The sequence below is a fragment of the Acrocarpospora catenulata genome, assembly GCF_018476525.1.
Lineage (GTDB): Bacteria > Actinomycetota > Actinomycetes > Streptosporangiales > Streptosporangiaceae > Acrocarpospora > Acrocarpospora catenulata.
On record NZ_JAHCST010000064.1, the window covers coordinates 18,159 to 36,948 of the forward strand.

Sequence of the window (18,790 nt, forward strand, 5' to 3'; positions counted from 1 at the left end):
GTCACCGGGCGCGTCTGCGCAGGGCCTCCAGGTCGTAGATGATCACGCGCCGCCGCCCGGTCTCGATCAGCCCCCGGTCGCGCAGGCTGCGCAGCGCCTTGCTGACCGCCTCCCGGGAGGCGCCGGTCCACCCGGCCAGCTCGTCCTGGGAGAGCGGCAACATCACCTTGACGCCGCCGTCGGTGGGCTCGCCGTACCGTTCGGCCAGCTCCACCAGGCGGGTGGCGACCCGTCCCGTGGTGTCGAAGGCGCCGTACTCGATGCGCTTGCGGTCGGCGTCGCGGAGGCGGCCGGTGACCAGCTGGAGCAGCAGCACCGCGATCCGGCCGTGCTCGTTCAGGAAGCCCGCGAAGTCGCGGACCACGATGCCCTCGATCGGCTCAAGCGCGGTCACCGTGCCAGAACGGGGGCCGCCGTCCACCGCCGACATGTCGCCGAGCAGCGCGCCGGGACCGCGGACCGCGAGCACCACCTCGGTGCCCGCCGCGGTGTGCGAGGAGACCTTGACCCGGCCGGAGGTGAGCACCAGCACCCAGTCGGAGGTGTCGCCCTCGCTCATCACCGTGACGCCCCGGTCCCAGCGGCGCGGACGGCCCACCCGGCGCAGGTCCGCGATCTCCTCCGCGGTGAGCAGGGCGAGGAACTCACCGGGTTCGGGAGTGGCGTTCATGCGGTCAGTCTTGGTCCTGGCGGGGGTCCACGACAAGTTCACCTCAGCCCCCCAGCGAGGTCAGCACGTAGGCCCGTACGGTCTGCTCCTTGCCCTTCAGGCTCAGGTCGCCAAGCGAGCGCAGCCCGGCGGGGGAGGACAGCAGGTCACGGGTGGTCTGGCCGATCACCACCGTGCCCGGCTCGGCCAGGGCCTGGAGGCGGGCGGCCACGTTGACCGCGTCGCCCATCGCGTTGAAGCCACGGAACTCCGGGCTGCCGATGTTGCCCACCAGCGCGGGACCGGTGTTCACGCCCACCCGGAACTGCGGCCAGGCGACGTCGGAAAGCAGCCCGGCCGCCTGCTCGCGGAGCACCTCGGCGCTCACCCTGGCCGCCGCCTCCTGCATCTCCAGCGCCGCCCGCACCGCCCGCTCGGCGTGGTCCGGCTGCGCCGCCGGGGCGTTGAACAGGGCGAGCAGCGCGTCCCCGACGAACTGCACGATGGTGCCCCCGTTGCCGAGGATGCACGGCACCGCCGCGGTGTGGAACCGGTTGAGCATCTCCACGATCTCGCCCGGCGCGACCTGCTCGGAGAACGTGGTGAAACCGCGCAGATCGGCGAAGAGCGCGGTCACCTCCACCAGCGAGCCGCCCAGCGCCGCCCGGTTCGGGTCGGCCAGCAGGCTCTGCGCCACGTCCGGCGACAGGTACGCGCGGAACAGGGTGTCCAGCTCGGCGTAGAGGCGGGCGTTCTCCAGCGAGATGGCCAGCTGGGCGGCGAGCGTGGCGGCCAGCGCCTCGTCCTGCGGCGTGCCCCCCACCGGGACCGCCAGCGCCCCGGCCAGGCGGCCCTTGACCGTCAGCGGGTGCACCACCGCGCCCGCCAGGCCGACCGTACGGCCCTGCCCCAGTTCGGTGCGGTCGGCGGCCGACAGCTCGGGCACGCCCGCGCCGTCCTCGTTCGGGTACGGCACCAGCGCGCCGCCCTCCATCAGGCTCAGCCGGACGTCGCCGTAGCTCTGCCGTACCCGATCCAGGGCCTCGGCGAGCAGCCGGGACTCGGCCAGGCCGATCCGGGCTCTGGCGCCGATGTCGACCAGCGCGGCCAGCCGGTCGGAGAGCTCGCGCTCGTTGGCCAGCGCCTGGCCGGCCCGGTCCAGCACCGCCGCCTGGCCCTCGGTGAGCCGGAACCGCCCGGCCAGCCGGGTGGCCACGGGGGTGCCGGACTCGGTACGGCGGCGCAGGTGGGCGACCAGCTCCTCCAGGGCCTCCTCGTACTGAGCCTGGATGCGCCGGACCGTGGCCGACAGCGTGACCGCGTCGAACAGGCCCGCGCTGGAGCCCTCCCGGCGGAACTGGAGGTAGGCGCTGTAGGCCACGAAACCGAACGCGAAGGTCAGCAGCACGTGCCAGAGCCACCAGGACAGGTGCCAGTTGTGGTGCGACATTCCGGCGATCATCGCCTCGGCCAGCAGCGCGAAGGAGGTGATCAGGCTGATCAGCACCGCCGCCGGGCGTCTGCGGTGCAGCTGGAACATCATCGCCGCGGCGGCCGCGTACAGCGCCACGCCGACCAGCGCGAACGGCCCGAGGCTCAGGCCCCCTGGCGGCGGCGGGCTGCTCAGCGGGCTCAACCCCGGCACCAGCGAGGCCACCCCCCAGGCCACCAGGACCGCCGTGAGCGCGACCCGCAGCGGCAACTGCGCCCGCAGTACGGCCTCCGCCTGCCGTTCCCCGAGCGGCAGCCCGGCCAGGAACGCGAAGACGGCCGCGATGCTCAGGCCCACCGGCTGGGCCAGGTCGAACCCGGCCGTGCCGCCCGCCAGGAAGATCCCGGGGGTGGCCAGGCCGTGCAGCAGGAAGAAGCCGGCGCTGCTCAGGAAGACCAGCGAGACCAGCAGCAGCCGGGCGTCCCTGCGGCGGGCCGACGCCTGGCTGATCAGCGCGCCCAGCGCCAGGTTGACCCCGGCCACGGCCAGGATCAGCCAGAAGTGGCTGGGGTTGTGCTGCCATTTCTGGTCCAGGTCGACCGTGGCCGGGTCGCCGTCGATCGGGTGGCTGAGCAGCAGCCAGAGGCCGAGCATCGGCAGGGCCAGATGGATCAGCCAGACGACACCCCGGACGGGCTGGGTGGCGGGCGGCAGGAAGCCCGGGTCGCGTTCCTGCGGGGGGTAGGTCGAGGGCACGGTTGTCCTCCGCGTGAGCCGTCCGGCTGTGCATGATCAGACGATTGGCCTCGTGACCATGACCGAACCTTGCTGATTATTCCGGCGGTGGACAGTGTCGCCAACGCGCGCAAGTCCTACCACGGACTAATACCGGTTCACCGATGCAGAGATGTGATGTTTGTCAGGTGATCCACGGGAGTGGGTGAAACGTCTTCCCCATAGTTCTCGGCGGTGACTCTGGGCCCGTAGGTACCAGAGGTCACCCACTCCACAGGGAAGGGAAGTTCAGTGGCTATCAGGTTGCCTGGCGGGCGTTCGATCGGTCTGTTAACGGTTGGCGCGCTGGCCGGTTCGATTTTCGCCGTCGGGGGGATGGCGACAGCCTCGTCCGCCGCTGACACCGTCATCTACGCGTGTGTCAACAAGAAGACCCGGTACGCGCGCATCGTGAACGTCACCACCACGTGCAAGCCGACCGAGTACAAGATCAGCTGGGGCAAGGAGGGCCCGCAGGGCCCGATGGGCCTCCAGGGCATGACCGGCGCCCAGGGTCCGCAGGGTCTGCGCGGACTTCAGGGCCCGAAGGGTGACACGGGCGCGACGGGCCCCCAGGGTCCCAAGGGCGACACCGGCGCGGCTGGCGCCACCGGCCCCGCCGGCCCGGCCGGCCCTGCCGGCCCGCAGGGTCCGAAGGGTGACAAGGGTGCGCCGGGTGAGGATGGCGCCAGGGGTGCGACGGGTGCGACGGGCCCGCAGGGCGCGACCGGCCCCGCCGGCCCGCAGGGCCCGAAGGGCGACACGGGTCCGCAGGGCCCCAAGGGTGAGACCGGCCCGGCCGGCACCGGCGGCTCGGTGACCCCCACGCTCAAGACCGCCAACTTCTCGTTCAGCAGCAGTGGCGAGGATGACGCCACGGTGAGCTGCGACAACGGCAAGCGCGCTGTCGGCGGCGGGTACGACGTCACCAACAACACCCACAAGCTCAGCAAGGTGATCGCGAGCCGTCCTGCCACCAACCTCACCGGCTGGGTCGTGACGCTTGAGCACACCAGCAGCGGCAGCCAGCGCATAGGTGGCACGGTTTACGTGATCTGCGTCTAGCACCGGCTGGTTCGCGTCCAGCGGCGGAGTCGTGGGGCTCCGCCGCTCCATGTCCGAGGGTCTCCGGGCAATCCCCATAGTCGTATGTGGGGTTTGCCCGGCCGCGCCGGTGTCTGGACTGAACGTAGGGAGCGCAGCGACCGGAGAGAGGGAAGACACCGGCTGCGAAGCGGCCGGGCCGCCGTGCCGGAGGCACGGCCAATGTCACAGTCAGACCCAGTGCCATTCGATGGTGGCCCGGTCGCGCCGGGCCGTCAGCCACTCCGCGAACGCCGCGGTCCCGGCCGCGGCCAGGGTGTCCGGGGCGTCGGTGGCCGGGCGGCGGGCCAGGACCAGGCCCGTCAGGTAACCGTCACCGTGCCGTACCGGGCCGATCAGGGTGTCGCGGGGCGCGTGCCTGAGCGGGGCCGGCAGTTCCCTGGCGCGGTGTTCGCCCAGTGTGACCGCGGCGTCCGGGCAGCCGAGCAGGCCGCCGAGGCCGCGCAGCAGCTCCCCGTTGACCGGCTGGGAGCTGATCACCCAGAGCGCCCGCACCCGGTCGAAGTCCGGCCGGTGCGCCTCCAGGTACGGCCCGGCCAGCTCGGCGGCCTTGCGGCGGCGGAACCGGCCGCGCCGCGCGATGCCCGCGATGAAACCCTCGAACTGCCCCCCGGTCATGCCCATCTCGGCCACCCAGGCCAGCGTGGAGGCCGGATCCCGGAGCCCCAGCCGGTGCCGGAACTCCTCGGCCGCCTCCCTGAGCTCCTTCTCGCTGAGCGGCTCCACGTCCCCCGCCACCTCGGCCTTGATCAGGGCCTGCTCCACCAGCTCGTCGCGGATGCCGCGATCCCGCTGGGACAGGTGGCGCACCAGGGTGACCGCCTCGGCCAGCGACAGGTGCACGTCGTCGACGCGGACCAGGCAGTCGTCCGGCGAGTGCCCGTCGTAGTCGGCCGATCCGTCCCCGGAGAGACCGAGCCGGCGGACCCGGGTGATCTGCTCCACGTCTCCCGCGGTCACGGGTTCCTCCCTGCCGTTGCCCAGGTCGCGCGGTGAGGCCCATCCGAGGGGGCCCGGCGCCGCCCCACCGCGCGACTCAGGCTCCCTCCCTCCGGTGGGGAGCCTGAACACAGGCTAGGAACCCGTACTTGAAGCCCACTGGTGCGGATCTTGCAGAGTGCTTGCGGATCCGCCCTCCGGGCAGGTCAGCTCCAGGCCAGCAGGCGCAACGGGTCCTCCAGCATGGCGCCGACGTCGCGCAGCACGTACGACCCCAGCTCGCCGTCCACGATCCGGTGGTCGAAGGAGAGCGCCAACGTGGTCACCTTGCGCACCGCCAGCTGGCCGTCCACCACCCACGGCAGGTCCCTGATCTGGCCGAAGGCCAGGATCGCCGCCTCGCCGGGGTTGAGGATGGGGGTGCCGGCGTCCACGCCGAAGACGCCCACGTTGGTGATGGTGATGGTGCCGCCGGTCAGCTCCGCGGGGGCGCACCGGCCGGCCCTGGCCCGCTCGGTCAGCCCGGCCAGCTCGCGGGCCAGCTCGGGCAGGGACAGGGCCTGCGCGTCCTTGACGTTCGGCACGATCAGCCCGCGCTCGGTGGCCGCCGCGATGCCCAGGTTCACGTAGCGCTTGACCACGATGGTGTCCCCGGCCCAGCTGGCGTTGGCCATCGGGTACCGCCGGACCGCGGTGATCAGCGCCTTCGCCACCAGCAGCAGCGGCGACACCTTCACCTCGGCGAAGTCGGGCAGCTCACGCAACCGCCGGACCGCGTTCATGGTCTCGGTGACGTCCACCTGGAGGAACTCGGTCACGTGCGGCGCGGTGAACGCGCTGGCCACCATGGCGGCCGCCGTCGCCTTCCGCACGCCCTTGACCGGGATGTGCTCCTCACGGTCCGGCGCCGGTTGGGCCACCGGCTGCGGGGCCCGGACGGGGGTGGCCGCCGCCTGGACGTCATCCCGGGTGATCGAGCCGTGCGGCCCGGTGCCGTGGAGCGTCCCGAGGTCCACGCCCAGGTCCTTGGCGAGCTTCCGTACCGGCGGTTTGGCCAGCACCGCCGTACCGGTGCCGTTCCGCGCGGCCGGGGGCGGGGCGGGGGACTTGCGGGGGCGCCGTTTGGTGGCGCCCAGCTTCACGCCGTACCCGACCAGGACGGGCTGGCGTTCCTCGCGCGCCGGCTCGGGCTCCGGAGCCGGAACCTGCGGCACCAGGTCTTCGACCAGCCCCTGGGTCTCGGCAGGGGTCGGGGCGTCCCCGTCGGCCACGGTCTCCACCGCGATGATCGGCGACCCGACGTCGACCGTGTCGCCCTCGGTGGCCAGCAGGGACGCCACCGTGCCCTCGAACGGGCAGGGCAGCTCCACCACCGCCTTGGCGGTCTCGATCTCCACGATGATCTGGTTCACCTTGACCGCGTCACCGGCCGCCACGTGCCACTTGACGATCTCCGCCTCGGTCAGCCCTTCGCCGACGTCGGGAAGTTTGAACTCACGCCGCATCTGGTGGCCCCCTCAGTACGCCAGGACGCGGTCCACCGCGTCCAGCACCCGGTCGAGGTCGGGCAGGTAGTGCTCCTCCAGCCGGGACGGCGGATAGGGCGTGGAGAACCCGCCCACCCGCAGAATCGGGGACTCCAGCCGGTAGAAGCAGGCTTCGGTGAGCCGGGCCGCCAGTTCGCCGCCGAGCCCGCCGAAGATCGGCGCCTCGTGCACCACCACGCACCGCCCGGTGCGGTTCACCGAGGCGGTGAGCACCGGCAGGTCCAGCGGGTTGAGCGAGCGCAGGTCGATCACCTCGACCGACCGCCCGTCCTCCGCGGCGGCCTGGGCGGCCTCCAGACAGGTCTTCACCATCGGCCCGTACGCCAGCAGGGTCACATCGTCGCCCTGCCGCACCACCTTGGCCTTGTCCAGGGCCAGGCCCGGCGCGCCGAGCTCCACCTCCGCCTTCTCCCAGTAGCGGCGTTTCGGCTCGAAGAACACCACCGGGTCGTCACAGCGCACCGCGTCCTGGATCATCGTGTAGGCGTCGGCCGGGTTGGAGCAGGCCACCACCCGGAGCCCGCTGGTGTGCGTGAAGTACGCCTCGGGGGACTCGCTGTGGTGCTCGACCGCGCCGATGCCCCCACCGCACGGGATGCGCACCACGACCGGGAGCTTCAGCTTGCCCAGCGAGCGGAGCGGCATCTTGGCCAGCTGGGTGATGATCTGGTCGGCGGCCGGGAACACGAACCCGTCGAACTGGATCTCGCAGACCGGCCGGTAACCCCGGATGGCCAGGCCGATCGCGGTGCCGATGATGCCCGACTCGGCCAGCGGGGTGTCGATCACCCGATCCTCGCCGAAGTCCTTCTGCAGGCCGTCGGTGACCCGGAAGACGCCGCCCAGCTTGCCCACGTCCTCGCCCATGACGAGCACCTTGGGGTTGGTCTCCATGGCGGCGCGCAGGCCCTCGTTGAGGGCTTTGGCCAGACTCAGTGTGGTCATCGCTCGAACCCCGCCAGGTAGGTCAGGTACTGCTCGCGCTCTTCGGCCATGAGGGCGTGGGGCTCGGCGTACACGTGCTGGAAGATGGCCTCGGGTGCCGGGTCGGGCAGCGCCAGGCAGCGGCGGCGCAGCTCCTTGCCGAGCGCGTCGGCCTCCGCCTCCACCTTGTCGAAGAACTCCTGGTCGGCCAGCTGGCCGCGGAACAGGTACGCCTTGACCCGCTCGATCGGGTCCTTCAGCTTCCAGGCCTCCAGCTCGTCGGCCACCCGGTAGCGGGTGGGATCGTCGGAGGTGGTGTGCGCGCCCATCCGGTAGGTGAACGCCTCCACCAGGGTGGGACCCTGCCCGGCCCTGGCGGCGGCCAGCGCCTTCCTGGTGACCGCCAGGCAGGCGAACACGTCGTTGCCGTCCACCCGCACGCCGGGGAAGCCGAAGCCGGAGGCGCGCTTGTACAGCGGGATGCGGGACTGCTTCTCCAGCGGCTCGGAGATGGCCCACTGGTTGTTCTGGCAGAAGAAGACGACGGGGGCGTTGAACACCGAGGCCCAGATGAACGCCTCGTTCACGTCACCCTGGGAGGTGGCGCCGTCCCCGAAGTAGACGATCGTGGCGGCCTCCGCGCCGTCCCGCTGGATGCCCATCGCGTAGCCCACCGCGTGCAGGGTCTGGCTGCCGATGACGATCGAGTACAGGTGGAAGTTGTGCTCCTGGGGGTCCCAGCCGCCGTGGTTGACGCCGCGGAACAGGCTGAGCAGGTGCAGCGGGTCGACGTCGCGGCACCAGGCCACCCCGTGCTCCCGGTAGGTGGGGAAGGCCATGTCGGCGTCGGTGAGGGCGCGGCCTGAGCCGACCTGCGCGGCCTCCTGGCCGAGCAGCGAGGCCCACAGGCCCAGTTCGCCCTGGCGCTGGAGGGCGACGGCCTCCAGGTCGATGCGGCGGACCAGGACGAGGTCGCGGTAGAGGGAGCGGACCTCCTCCGCGGTGAGATCTATCTCGTAGTCGGGATGCTCGACCCGTTCCCCTTCGGGTGTGAGGAGCTGGACGAGCTCTGGGGGTGCCATGGGGGCGGTCATGTGCCACTCCTGCGCGTTCGGGGCCGGGGATGGGTGGGGTCGCCACCGTTATTCGGCCATTTACAGGCACGAACGTCCCATTTGGTGGTGGAACGCACGTATATGCGGACATGTTGGCAGAGGGTGCACCCTGGTGCCCAGCACCCCCGCCCACTCTCCACACTCTCCCCGTTCCCGGTGGCCGTTCTCCCACACAATCCACAGGCTGTGGATAACCGGGGGGTCGGAGGACCGCTAGGCTGTTGCGCGGCAGGCAGTACATCTACCAGGAGGAACCCACTGTGGCGCGCGTGATCGTGGATGTCATGCTCAAGCCCGAGATCCTCGACCCCCAGGGCCAGGCCATCGCCCGAGCCCTTCCCCGCCTCGGCTTCTCCGGTGTCACCGACGTACGCCAGGGCAAACGCTTCGAACTGACTTTCGACGGCCCCGCCAACGAAACCACCCTCGCCGCCGCCCGAAAAATGGCCGAAACCCTCCTCGCCAACACCGTGATCGAGGACTTCCAGGTCCACATCGAACAGGAGTAGTAACCACCACTCCTACCCCCGCGCCCGTGCCGGAAGGAAACGGAGTGAGCGACCGTGCCGAGTGGATGCGCACTCAGTTCGTTCGTGCGGTTCAGACCTTCGGAGTGGCTTCCGATGGGCCTACGGTGGCCGGTGTTCGTGACCGCACCATCAGCGGTCCGGTCGCTGACGTGGGTGAGGCACGGTGGTTGCGGGTGATCTCCGCTCCCGTAGACCTGGCGCGTGGCGTGGTCTGGGATGGTCCGGTTTCCGCGGCCGGTCTGACCAGTGTCCGCCGTCCTGATCTTCTGGTCGTCGACACCTGGATGGATGGTGGCGAACTGGTCCGTGCGGAGTTGTGGGAGTTGGTCGACGAGCCGATCTGCGCCCGGCACGAGACCCTCAGCGGCCATCTTGTCCTGACCGAGTCGTGGTGGCGGAGTCTGCATGCTTCGCTCGCCGGGCTGGCCGCGCACTCCACGGATCGGGTGCCTCGGACTCAGGAGCAGATCACGGTCGCGATGCGGAGGGCCTACGGTCCGGAGGTCGAGACTCGGGTTGTCCAATGGGTGACCCAGCATGGTGACCTGCGCTGGACCAACCTCACCGCCCGCACGCCGTACCTGCTCGACTGGGAGTTCTGGGGGCTCGCGCCGGCCGGGACCGACGCGGCCACCCTGTACTGCACCAGCCTGTTGGTCCCGGAGTTGGCCGCTGAGATCTATGACCGGTTCCGGAACGTGCTGGACACCCCGGACGGACGCATCGCGCAACTGTGCGTCTGCATCCAGATCCGTCGCCACGGGGACTGCGGGGTCCTTGACGAGCCGTTGCGGCAACTCGCTGAGCGCCTCATCCATGGCCGACGCAGGAGGTAGGCCGGGCCAATCAATCTTTGGGAGGGCGGAGGGTAGGCGACGGTTCCGGCGGAGTTGAGTTCGAGTGGAGGGCTCGTCCGGGCGGTGGGGGTTCGGGGTGGTTGCCGGGGGTTTTTAGAGGTGTGGCGTTTGGGATGGTTTGCTGGGTTTTTGCTTGTTGCTGGGCTGGGGGAATGACAGAGACGTGATTTTGGTGTCGAGGGTGGCGGTTAGGCGGGAATCCCTGGGGAAGCCTTGCTAAGTGACCTACGTTGAAGGGAGGGTTCCAGTGGACATTGAGTTCTCTCTGGCCCTTCCCCGTGATGCGATCGGCATCCCGATGGTCCGTCGCGTGCTCGGGGACGCGCTCCGCTCGCTGGGCGTGACCGAGGAATGTGTTTCGGACATCCTGCTCGCCACCTCAGAAGCCTGCGCCAACGCCGTCCGCCACGGCGGCCCCGCCACCCGGTACCAGGTCCGCGCCACCATAGACGACGGCCGCTGCGAACTCCGGGTAGCCGACCGCGGCCTCGGCCTGACCTCGATCCCTCAGCAGTACCCCCCAGGCGAAACCGAGAACGGCCGCGGCATCCTCATCATGCAGTCCGTGGTGGACGAAATCTCCTTCGACATCACCCCAGGCAGCGGCACCACCGTCCGCCTCAGAAAGTCCCTCGACTGGGACGAGGACGCCATAGCCCACCACCTCACCCGCACCCGCGAACTCGCGTCCGTGTAAGGACTCGCCACCGTGTGAACAGTCCCGGCAACCGGTTGCGCGGGCGTGTCATGAGGGCGGGATCCCCCCCACAGGGCACGCGCGGATCTTCACGCTTTGTGAGAAATTTGCTACACACGCGCCGCAGGTCGCCATGCCGATCGCGATGGCCGACAGCTTCTCCTGTGGATTACGAGGCGAGATCGGTTCGGCTATTTTGATCGGCTATGACCGAAGCCGGCTTTCTCGAAGCGACCCGCAGTGCCTACAGCGCGAGGGCGGCCGAGTACAGCGAGTTGTTCCGCGATCCTCTGGCGGACGAGCCGCTGGACCGGGCCCTCATCGACACCTTCGCCGACCTGGTGAAGGCGGCGGGCGCCGGGCCGATCGCTGATCTCGGATGCGGGCCAGGACACTACACGGCCTACCTCCACGCGCGGGGACTCCCCGTGTTCGGGATCGACCTGTCGCCCGGGATGATCGAACAGGCCCGCCAGGAGCATCCAGGCCTCCGGTTCGAGGTCGGCTCGATGTTCGCTCTGGAGCTGGCGGACGGCAGTGTCGGCGGCGTCTTCAGCCACTACTCGATCATTCACACCCCGCCCGAGCGGGTGCACGAGTTGTTCGACGAGTTCACCCGCGTGCTCGCACCCGGCGGGCACGTCCTGCTTTCCTTCTCAGCGACCGAAGAGCCGTCGCAGCCGGCCGAGCCGTACGACCATGCCGTCTCGCCGGCCTACCGATGGTCCACCGACATGATCTCCGGCATGCTCCGTGAGCGGAACATCATCGAGACCGCCCGGCTGATCTTCCCCGGGTACCAGGATCCGAGGCGCGGCTTCCCGAGAGTGTTCCTGCTGGCCGGCAAGACTGTCTAAGGGACGGGTTTCTCGCTGAAGAACTGGGCCACGATGCGGTCCATCAGTTCCTTGTCCGGCCGGTGGTCGCTGACCAACCGCCATTGCTGCATGACTGCCACGGGCAGCAACGACAACAGCTCTACGTCGGTGGTCGCCGGTATCTCTCCGCGGTCGACAGCGCGGGTGACCATCGTACGCAGGCTGTTCACGAGTGTTCCGGTCATGCCGGCGCGGAACGCTTCACGTAGCTGGGGGTTGTTGGCGATCTCGCCGCTGACGGCGGCCAGAGCCTGCGCGCTGCGCTGCTGTTCGCGTAGCAGCGCGTGCAGGAAGTGCCGCATGTCTTCGGCGAGGCTGCCGGTGTCGGGTATGTCGGGGACGACGTCGGCGTGGCGCTGCATCGCCTCGGCTGCCAGCGCCGCTTTGTTGGACCAGCGCAGATAGAGGCTGGCTTTGCTCACCTCGGCCCGTACGGCGACCTGTTCCATGGTCAAACCCGCATAGCCCACTTCGGCCAGCAACTCCAATGCCGCAGACAGCACCGCGGCATCCACACCAGGATCGCGTGGGCGACCCCGTCGAGGGCGCGCCGCCTCGCCAGCCTGGTCCGCCATCTTCTCGCCTCTTCCCACCGGCGACTCTTTACTAAACGCTCGCGTCTGGATATTGTGCGGCCTGGCTTATTACCAGACGAGGCCGTTCAGATAATACACCAGGCATCCGGTGAGGACGTGGTCATGTTCGAGGCTTTGGCACGGTTCGCTATACGGTTCCGCTGGCTGATCGTCGTGGCGTGGGTAGCCCTCGTCGCCGGTGCGGTATTCGCGCTACCGAGCCTGTCCAGCGTCACCCAGTCGAACAACGCCCAGTTCCTGTCGGCCGACGCGCCGAGCCGGCACGCAGCCGACCTGGCCGCTCCGTTTCAGGGGGCCAGCCCCGGCGCCACCGCGATCATCGTCGCGTCCCGGGCGGACGGGCCGCTCACCACGGCCGACGACACCGCCATCGAGCGGGTGCTGCAAGCCGCCGCCACCGTCAAGGATGTGACCTCGGTCCGCGATCAGGGTGTATCGGCCGACGGGCACGCGCGCCGGGCGCTGCTGATCACCGTGCCCGACGGCCCCGGCAACACAAGCAACTCCGGCCTGGTCAGCGCTGTCCGCGCCACGTTCACCTCCGCCTCGCCGCCAGCGGGGCTGACCTTCCACCTGACCGGCCCGCTGGCACAGACCACCGACGCGGATACCGCCGCCACGAAGGCGGGCAGCAACATTCACAGATTCACCCTGTTGTTCGTGATCGTGTTGTTGTTCGTCGTGTACCGCTCGCTGCTGGCCCCCGTCATCACCCTGATCCCCGCAGTGCTGGCGCTGCTGCTGGCCGGACCGGTGATCGGCCAGGCCGGCGAGGCCGGGCTGCCGGTGTCACCGGCCATCCAACAGCTGCTCGTGGTGCTGCTGCTCGGTGCCGGAACCGACTACGGCCTGTTCCTGGTCTTCCGGATGCGTGAAGAGATCCGCCGAGGCCGGCACCCCCGCGAAGCCCTGATCGCCGCGATGGGCCGGGTCGGGGAGTCGATCACCTTCTCGGCCGTCACCGTGATCGCGGCTCTGGCCTGCCTCGCTCTCGCCACCTTCGGCCTGTACCGCGGCCTCGGCCCGGCGTTGGCCATCGCCCTGGTCGTGATGTTGCTGGCCGCGCTGACGCTGTTGCCCGCCCTCCTGGCGATCGCCGGGCGGGCGCTGTTCTGGCCCACCCGTCCCGCTGACGGGCAGCAAACCGTCGGCGTGTGGGGTCGCATCGGCGCACGCGCGGTACGACGGCCCATACCCGTCCTCGCCGCAGGGATACTCCTCTTCGGTGGTCTCGCGGCGGGCTTGAACGGGTTCACCACCGGTGGCTTCACCTCCGGCAAACCCGCCACGGCCGGCGATTCCGCCGACGGCGCCGCCGTGCTGGCCGCACACTTCCCCGCCCCCACGAACAACGGCGAAACGGTGCTGCTGCGGTTCGCCGACCCTGTCTGGCACAACCCGAACGCCCTGCAGACGGCCCAACAGCAACTCGCCGCGGCTGCCACCATCAGCGCGCTGACCGGTCCGCTCAACCCCAACGGCACCACCATCACCGCCGCCGATCTGGCCGACCTTCACACGCGCCTCGGTTCGGGCACACGTCTGTCCCCGACCCCGCCGACCGGGATTTCGCCGAGCCTGTACCAGGCGTACCGAGCCAGTACCCAGTTCATCAGCACCGACGGGCGAACCGTACGCTTCGACGCGGTACCTGCCGCCGGACCGGCCGGAAGCCGAGCCGCCATCGACGCCGTCCCCATGCTGCGGGCCACCGTGACCGAGGTGGCGACCAGTGTCGCCGCAACCGACAACGGCGTCGCCGGGCTCGACGCGACCGCGCACGACATCTACACGGCCTCCACCAGCGATCTGATTCGCCTGGTCCCCATCGTGCTACTGGTCATCCTGCTCCTGCTCGCCGTCCTGCTGCGCAGTCTCATCGCGCCGCTGTACCTGATCGTCACCGTGGGCCTGTCCTACGTGGCCGCCCTCGGCTTCGCCGGCATCGTGTTCGTCCACTACGGCAACGGCGACGGCCTGAACTTCATCATCCCGATCCTGCTGTTCATTTTCGCCATGGCCCTGGGCGAGGACTACAACATCCTGCTCATGGCCCGCGTCCGCGAAGAAGCCCACACTTATCCGCTGCGCGAAGCCCTGACCCGGGCGATCGGGCATACCGGCGGCACCATTACCGCCGCTGGGCTCATCCTGGCCGGCACCTTCGCCGTCCTTGCCATCGCCGGCGACAGCGACCAGGCCCGCCAACTCGGCTTCACCATAGCCTTCGCCGTCATCCTGGACACCTTCTTCGTACGCACCCTCCTGGTTCCCGCCGCCGCCGTCCTGCTCGGCCGATACAACTGGTGGCCCTCCGCCCTGTCACGCATCCCAGCCGACCACCAGCCCACCACCGCACCTGACCCCACAGCCGACAACACGGCTGATCCCGCCCAGCCGGCCACAACTGGAGGTACGCCATGACCCGGCCCGACAGCCTCCAGCTATCGGAGTCCCGGGGGGAGGAGAGGTAAGGGACAGAGCATCGGCGTGCGGGATCCCTCGGATGATGTCGCGAGCCTCTTGCGGACCAGCAGCGCCGCGCGTCATTAGGGCAGCGACTATGCCGCAGATAGTTCTTGCCTCCGAGTGGTAGAGGATTTGCTACACTCGCGCTCGTGGAGGAGTGGGAGATCCGCGTCACCAATGAGTTCCTGGGCTGGATCAGCGCCCTGGACGCGAGGTCCGAGGCTCAAGTGGTCGATGCCATCGACCGGCTGGCTGAGGGGGGACCCGGGCTGGGGAGGCCACTGGTCGACCGGCTGGAAGGCTCGCAGATCCACAACCTCAAGGAGTTGCGGCCGGGGTCGGCGGGACGCTCCGAGATTCGGATCATCTTCGTGTTCGATCCGTGGCGGTCGGCCATCCTGTTGGTCGGTGGGGACAAGTCGGGGGACTGGTCCGGGTGGTATCGGCGGGCCATCCCACTGGCCGAGGAGCTTTATGCGCAGTATGTGAAAGAACGAGAAGAGGAGGAGGGCCAGCGATGACGAATTTTCCCAAGTGGAGCGACGTACGCCCCGGCTTGGTCGCTGGTGTCGGGGGCGAGCAGGTGGTCGCTGAGGCCCGTAAGCGTAACCAGGCCTACATCGACGGCCACCGCCTCGCTGAACGCCGTGCCGCTCTGGAGTTGACCCAGGTCGAGGTGGCCGAGCGGATGGGCGTCACCAAGAGCCGTGTTTCTCAGATCGAGCGCGGCGAGGTGTCCACCGTCGAGGCCATCGCTCGCTACGTACAGGCTCTCGGAGGTCACCTCCAGATCTCCGCCGTCTTCGGCGACGACCTGTACATTCTGCGCGGTACCGACACCCACGCCGCATAAGGCGGGCAGGCGTTCGAGAGCTGGCTGCCGCGGTGCCCCTCCCACACGCGGAGGGCAGTTCTGGCCATTCGATACGCTGAGGCGTACCGCCATGACTGCCGATGACCTGTCGGTGGCTTGTGCGTGTGCTTTGGGAGGGCTTCTTTGATGCGGGTGGGCGTCGTCACCTTTCCCGGGACACTCGACGATCAGGATGCGGCGCGGGCCGTGCGGCTGGCCGGAGGAGAGGCTGTGCCGCTCTGGCATGCGGAGCACGATCTCAAGGGCGTGGACGCGGTGTTCCTGCCGGGAGGGTTCTCCTACGGGGACTACCTACGCTGCGGGGCGATCTCACGGTTCGCGCCGTTGATGGCGGAGGTGATTCCCGCGGCTCAGAAGGGGCTTCCGGTGCTGGGAACCTGTAACGGGTTCCAGATCCTGTGCGAGGCACACCTCCTGCCGGGCGCGCTGACCAGGAACGCGGGCCTCCACTACGTCTGCCGCGACCAGCGGATAAAAGTGGAGAACGCCACGACCGCCTGGACGGGCGACTACACGGCGGGCCAGGAGATCGTGCTCCCGGTCAAACACGGCGAGGGGCGGTACGTCGCCGACGCGAAGACCCTGAACGCGCTGGAGAGCGAGGGCCGCGTCGTGTTCCGCTACGTCGGCGGCAACCCGAACGGCTCGCTGAACGACATCGCGGGCATCACCAACGAGGCCGGGAACATCGTCGGCCTGATGCCGCACCCCGAGCACGCGGTCGAGGACCTGACCGGCGCCCCCAGCGTGGACGGCAGGGGATTCTTCACCTCGATTCTCCAGAGGCTGGTGAACGCGTGATGCGGGTGGACAACGTCGACCGGGCGAAGAACACCCCGGACGAGCCCATGCCGTACGCCGAACTCGGCATGAAGGAAGAGGAGTACCAGCGGGTCAAGGAGATCCTCGGCCGCCGCCCCACCGGCTCCGAGCTGGCCATCTACTCGGTCATGTGGAGCGAGCACTGCTCGTACAAGTCCTCCAAGGTGCATCTCAAGCAGTTCGCCACCAAGGCCCCGAAGTCGGACGCGCTGCTGGTGGGCATGGGGGAGAACGCCGGGGTCGTCGACATCGGCGACGGCTGGGCGGCCACCTTCAAGATCGAGTCCCACAACCACCCGTCGTACGTCGAGCCGCACCAGGGCGCGGCCACCGGCGTCGGCGGCATCGTGCGGGACATCATGTCGATGGGCGCCCGCCCGATCGCGGTCATGGACTCGCTCAGGTTCGGCGGGCTGGACCAGAAAGACACCCGGCGGGTGCTGCCCGGCGTGGTGGAGGGCATCAGCCACTACGGCAACTGCCTGGGCCTGCCCAACATCGGCGGCGAGGTCGTCTTCGACCCCTGCTACATCGGCAACCCGCTGGTGAACGCGCTCTGCGTGGGCCTGCTCAGGAAGGACCAGATCAAGCTGGCCACCGCGCCCGGCCCGGGCAACAAGGTGGTGCTGTTCGGCGCCCGTACGGGTGCGGACGGCATCGGCGGCGCCTCGGTGCTGGCCTCGGCCACCTTCGAGGAGGAGTCCCAGGCCAAGCGGCCCGCCGTCCAGGTGGGCGACCCGTTCATGGAGAAGCTGCTGATCGAGTGCTGCCTGGAGCTCTACCAGGCGGACGTGGTGGTCGGCATCCAGGATCTCGGCGCGGCCGGGGTGTCCTGCGCGACCACTGAGCTGGCCGCCAAGGGCACCGGCGGCATGACCGTCGACCTCAACCTCGTCCCGCTGCGCGACCCCACGCTGCGGCCCGAGGAGATCCTGATGAGCGAGTCGCAGGAACGCATGATGGCCGTCGTACGGCCGGGCGACATTCCCGCCTTCATGGCGATCTGCGAGAAGTGGGATGTGCCCGCGACCGTGCTCGGCGAGGTGACCGACACCGGCCGGCTGGTGATGACCTGGGACGGTGAGGTCATCGTGGACATCCCGCCCGGCACGGCGGCCGACGAGGGCCCGGTCTACCATCGGCCGTTCCACGAGCCCGCCGGCCAGGCCGCCCTGAACACCCATGTCGAGCTGGAACGGCCGACCGACCTTGGCGCGACCCTGCTCCTGCTGCTCGGCTCCGCCAACCTCTCCTCCCGCGAGTGGGTCACCTCCCAGTACGACCGGTACGTCCGGAGCAACACCGTGCTCGCCCAGCCCGCCGACGCCGGCATGCTCCGCATCTCCGAAGTGCTCCCCGGCGCCGAGGAGACCACCCGCGGCATCGCCCTGGCCACCGACGGCAACGGCAGGTACGCCAAGCTCGACCCGTACGCGGGGGCGCAGCTGGCGCTGGCCGAGGCCTACCGGAACGTGGCCGTCACCGGCGCCACCCCGCTGGCGGTGACCAACTGCCTCAACTTCGGCTCCCCGGAGGACCCGGAGGTGATGTGGCAGTTCGCCGAGGCGGTGCGCGGCCTGGCCGACGCCTGCCGGACCCTGGGCGTGCCGGTGACCGGCGGAAACGTGTCCTTCTACAACCAGACGGGGGCGGCGGCGATCCACCCCACCCCGGTGGTCGGCGTGCTCGGCGTGATCGAGAACGTGGCCGACCGGGTGCGCCCCGGCTTCACCGCCGAGGGCCTGCGGGTGGTGCTGCTCGGCGACACCGCCGAGGAGTTCGGCGGCTCGGAGTGGGCGTACCTGGCCCACGGTCACCTGGGCGGCCTGCCGCCGCGGGCCCACCTGGAGGCCGAGCGGGCGCTGGCCACCGTGCTGACCACCGCCGCCGGGCGGGGGCTGCTGGCGGGCTCGCACGACCTGTCGGACGGCGGCCTGGCCGTCGCGCTGGCGGAGTCCTGCCTGGCCAACGGGATCGGCGCCACCGTGTCGCTGCCCGGTGAGGACGCCTTCGTCGACCTGTTCAGCGAGTCGGCCGCGCGGGCGCTGGTCTGCGTGCGCCCCGAGCACTTCGACGCGCTGGCCGCGCTCTGTGCCCGGCAGGAGGTGCCCTGCTACGGTCTCGGCCGTACGGGCGGCGACTCGCTGGCCGTGGCGGGCGCCTTCGACATCCCCGTGGCCACCCTCCGGGAGGTTCACGAGCGGACGTTGCCCGCCGTCTTCGGTTCGGAGGTGTGATGTTCCGGCACATCGTGCTGCTGTCCTGGATCGCGGAGGCCACCCAGGACCAGAAGGCGGAGGTGGCGGCCCAGCTGGCCAAGCTGCCCGGCGCCATTCCCGAGTTGCGCGGCTACGACATCGGCGTGGACGCGGGCATCGGCCCGGGTAACTACGAGCTCGCGGTGGTGGCCGACTTCGACTCGGTGGACGGGTATTTCGTCTACCGGGACCATCCCGCCCACGTCGCGGTGCTTAACGAGTACATCAAGCCCATCCTGGCCGCCCGCGCGGCCGTACAGCACGAACTCTGAGTGCAGCGGCCCGGCCCCCGGCCCGTCGACCTGACGGGCCGGGGGCCGGGCCG

At 69.8% G+C, this 18,790-nt stretch carries 18 protein-coding genes; 11 read left to right on the forward strand and 7 right to left on the reverse strand.

The window, feature by feature from the left end; genetic code table 11:
- Window position 1: 1 nt before the first annotated feature.
- Together KIP79_RS38495 and KIP79_RS38500 are read right to left on the reverse strand one after the other, a co-directional pair.
- Complete coding sequence (locus tag KIP79_RS38495) at window positions 2-670, reverse strand: Crp/Fnr family transcriptional regulator (RefSeq protein WP_214109943.1); 669 nt, start codon at window positions 668-670, stop codon at window positions 2-4.
- A gap of 43 nt (window positions 671-713) precedes the next feature.
- Window positions 714-2,837, reverse strand: coding sequence for an adenylate/guanylate cyclase domain-containing protein (locus tag KIP79_RS38500; protein ID WP_308170107.1), 2,124 nt, complete (start codon window positions 2,835-2,837; stop codon window positions 714-716).
- Between the two features lie 354 nt (window positions 2,838-3,191).
- Here KIP79_RS38500 and KIP79_RS49845 point away from each other — a divergent pair, with 354 nt between their 5' ends.
- Window positions 3,192-3,920: a collagen-like domain-containing protein gene (locus tag KIP79_RS49845; protein WP_214109944.1), complete on the forward strand. Its 729-nt coding sequence runs from the start codon at window positions 3,192-3,194 to the stop codon at window positions 3,918-3,920.
- 210 nt (window positions 3,921-4,130) lie between these two features.
- Here the strand turns inward: KIP79_RS49845 and KIP79_RS38510 are convergent, their stop codons facing one another.
- The 4 genes from KIP79_RS38510 to pdhA all read right to left on the reverse strand — a co-directional run bounded on the left by KIP79_RS38510 (window position 4,131) and on the right by pdhA (window position 8,463).
- A complete protein-coding gene (locus tag KIP79_RS38510) occupies window positions 4,131-4,919 on the reverse strand; it encodes a hypothetical protein (RefSeq protein ID WP_214109945.1) in 789 nt (262 codons plus the stop codon).
- 185 nt (window positions 4,920-5,104) lie between these two features.
- Window positions 5,105-6,403: a dihydrolipoamide acetyltransferase family protein gene (locus KIP79_RS38515; RefSeq protein ID WP_214109946.1), complete on the reverse strand. Its 1,299-nt coding sequence runs from the start codon at window positions 6,401-6,403 to the stop codon at window positions 5,105-5,107.
- 12 nt (window positions 6,404-6,415) lie between these two features.
- A complete protein-coding gene (locus tag KIP79_RS38520; RefSeq protein ID WP_214109947.1) occupies window positions 6,416-7,390 on the reverse strand; it encodes an alpha-ketoacid dehydrogenase subunit beta in 975 nt (324 codons plus the stop codon).
- Complete coding sequence (pdhA, locus tag KIP79_RS38525) at window positions 7,387-8,463, reverse strand: pyruvate dehydrogenase (acetyl-transferring) E1 component subunit alpha (RefSeq protein WP_214109948.1); 1,077 nt, start codon at window positions 8,461-8,463, stop codon at window positions 7,387-7,389. The genes KIP79_RS38520 and pdhA overlap by 4 nt, the downstream gene beginning before the upstream one ends.
- A 281-nt stretch (window positions 8,464-8,744) precedes the next feature.
- On the opposite strand from pdhA, the gene purS reads away from it, so the two are divergent.
- From purS to KIP79_RS38545, 4 genes are all read left to right on the forward strand, one after another.
- Entirely contained in the window at window positions 8,745-8,993 is a 249-nt protein-coding gene (gene purS, locus KIP79_RS38530) for a phosphoribosylformylglycinamidine synthase subunit PurS (RefSeq protein WP_214109949.1), read from the forward strand.
- A 170-nt stretch (window positions 8,994-9,163) separates the two neighbouring features.
- The gene (locus KIP79_RS38535; protein ID WP_214109950.1) at window positions 9,164-9,850 is read left to right on the forward strand and encodes a phosphotransferase; all 687 of its coding nucleotides are present in this window, start codon (window positions 9,164-9,166) and stop codon (window positions 9,848-9,850) included.
- Between the two features lie 268 nt (window positions 9,851-10,118).
- Window positions 10,119-10,568 (forward strand): ATP-binding protein, encoded by a 450-nt coding sequence (locus KIP79_RS38540; RefSeq protein WP_214109951.1) that lies wholly within the window; start codon window positions 10,119-10,121, stop codon window positions 10,566-10,568.
- A gap of 206 nt (window positions 10,569-10,774) precedes the next feature.
- Window positions 10,775-11,425: a class I SAM-dependent methyltransferase gene (locus KIP79_RS38545; RefSeq protein WP_214109952.1), complete on the forward strand. Its 651-nt coding sequence runs from the start codon at window positions 10,775-10,777 to the stop codon at window positions 11,423-11,425.
- On the opposite strand, the gene KIP79_RS38550 is transcribed toward KIP79_RS38545, so the two are convergent.
- A complete protein-coding gene (locus tag KIP79_RS38550; protein WP_214109953.1) occupies window positions 11,422-11,961 on the reverse strand; it encodes a TetR/AcrR family transcriptional regulator in 540 nt (179 codons plus the stop codon). The two genes, KIP79_RS38545 and KIP79_RS38550, sit on opposite strands and share 4 nt — an antisense overlap.
- Window positions 11,962-12,144: 183 nt before the next feature.
- On the opposite strand from KIP79_RS38550, the gene KIP79_RS38555 reads away from it, so the two are divergent.
- The 6 genes from KIP79_RS38555 to KIP79_RS38580 all read left to right on the forward strand — a co-directional run bounded on the left by KIP79_RS38555 (window position 12,145) and on the right by KIP79_RS38580 (window position 18,737).
- Window positions 12,145-14,466, forward strand: a complete 2,322-nt coding sequence (locus KIP79_RS38555; protein ID WP_214109954.1) for an MMPL family transporter — start codon at window positions 12,145-12,147, stop codon at window positions 14,464-14,466.
- A 194-nt stretch (window positions 14,467-14,660) separates the two neighbouring features.
- Entirely contained in the window at window positions 14,661-15,032 is a 372-nt protein-coding gene (locus tag KIP79_RS38560) for a type II toxin-antitoxin system RelE/ParE family toxin (RefSeq protein WP_214109955.1), read from the forward strand.
- Complete coding sequence (locus KIP79_RS38565; protein ID WP_214109956.1) at window positions 15,029-15,364, forward strand: helix-turn-helix domain-containing protein; 336 nt, start codon at window positions 15,029-15,031, stop codon at window positions 15,362-15,364. Before KIP79_RS38560 ends, KIP79_RS38565 begins: the two co-directional genes overlap by 4 nt.
- A gap of 147 nt (window positions 15,365-15,511) precedes the next feature.
- On the forward strand, window positions 15,512-16,186 hold the full coding sequence (gene purQ, locus KIP79_RS38570; RefSeq protein ID WP_214109957.1) for a phosphoribosylformylglycinamidine synthase subunit PurQ: 675 nt from the start codon (window positions 15,512-15,514) through the stop codon (window positions 16,184-16,186).
- Window positions 16,186-18,444: a phosphoribosylformylglycinamidine synthase subunit PurL gene (purL, locus tag KIP79_RS38575; protein WP_214109968.1), complete on the forward strand. Its 2,259-nt coding sequence runs from the start codon at window positions 16,186-16,188 to the stop codon at window positions 18,442-18,444. The genes purQ and purL overlap by 1 nt, the downstream gene beginning before the upstream one ends.
- Window positions 18,444-18,737 (forward strand): Dabb family protein, encoded by a 294-nt coding sequence (locus tag KIP79_RS38580; protein WP_214109958.1) that lies wholly within the window; start codon window positions 18,444-18,446, stop codon window positions 18,735-18,737. Before purL ends, KIP79_RS38580 begins: the two co-directional genes overlap by 1 nt.
- Window positions 18,738-18,790 lie beyond the last annotated feature (53 nt).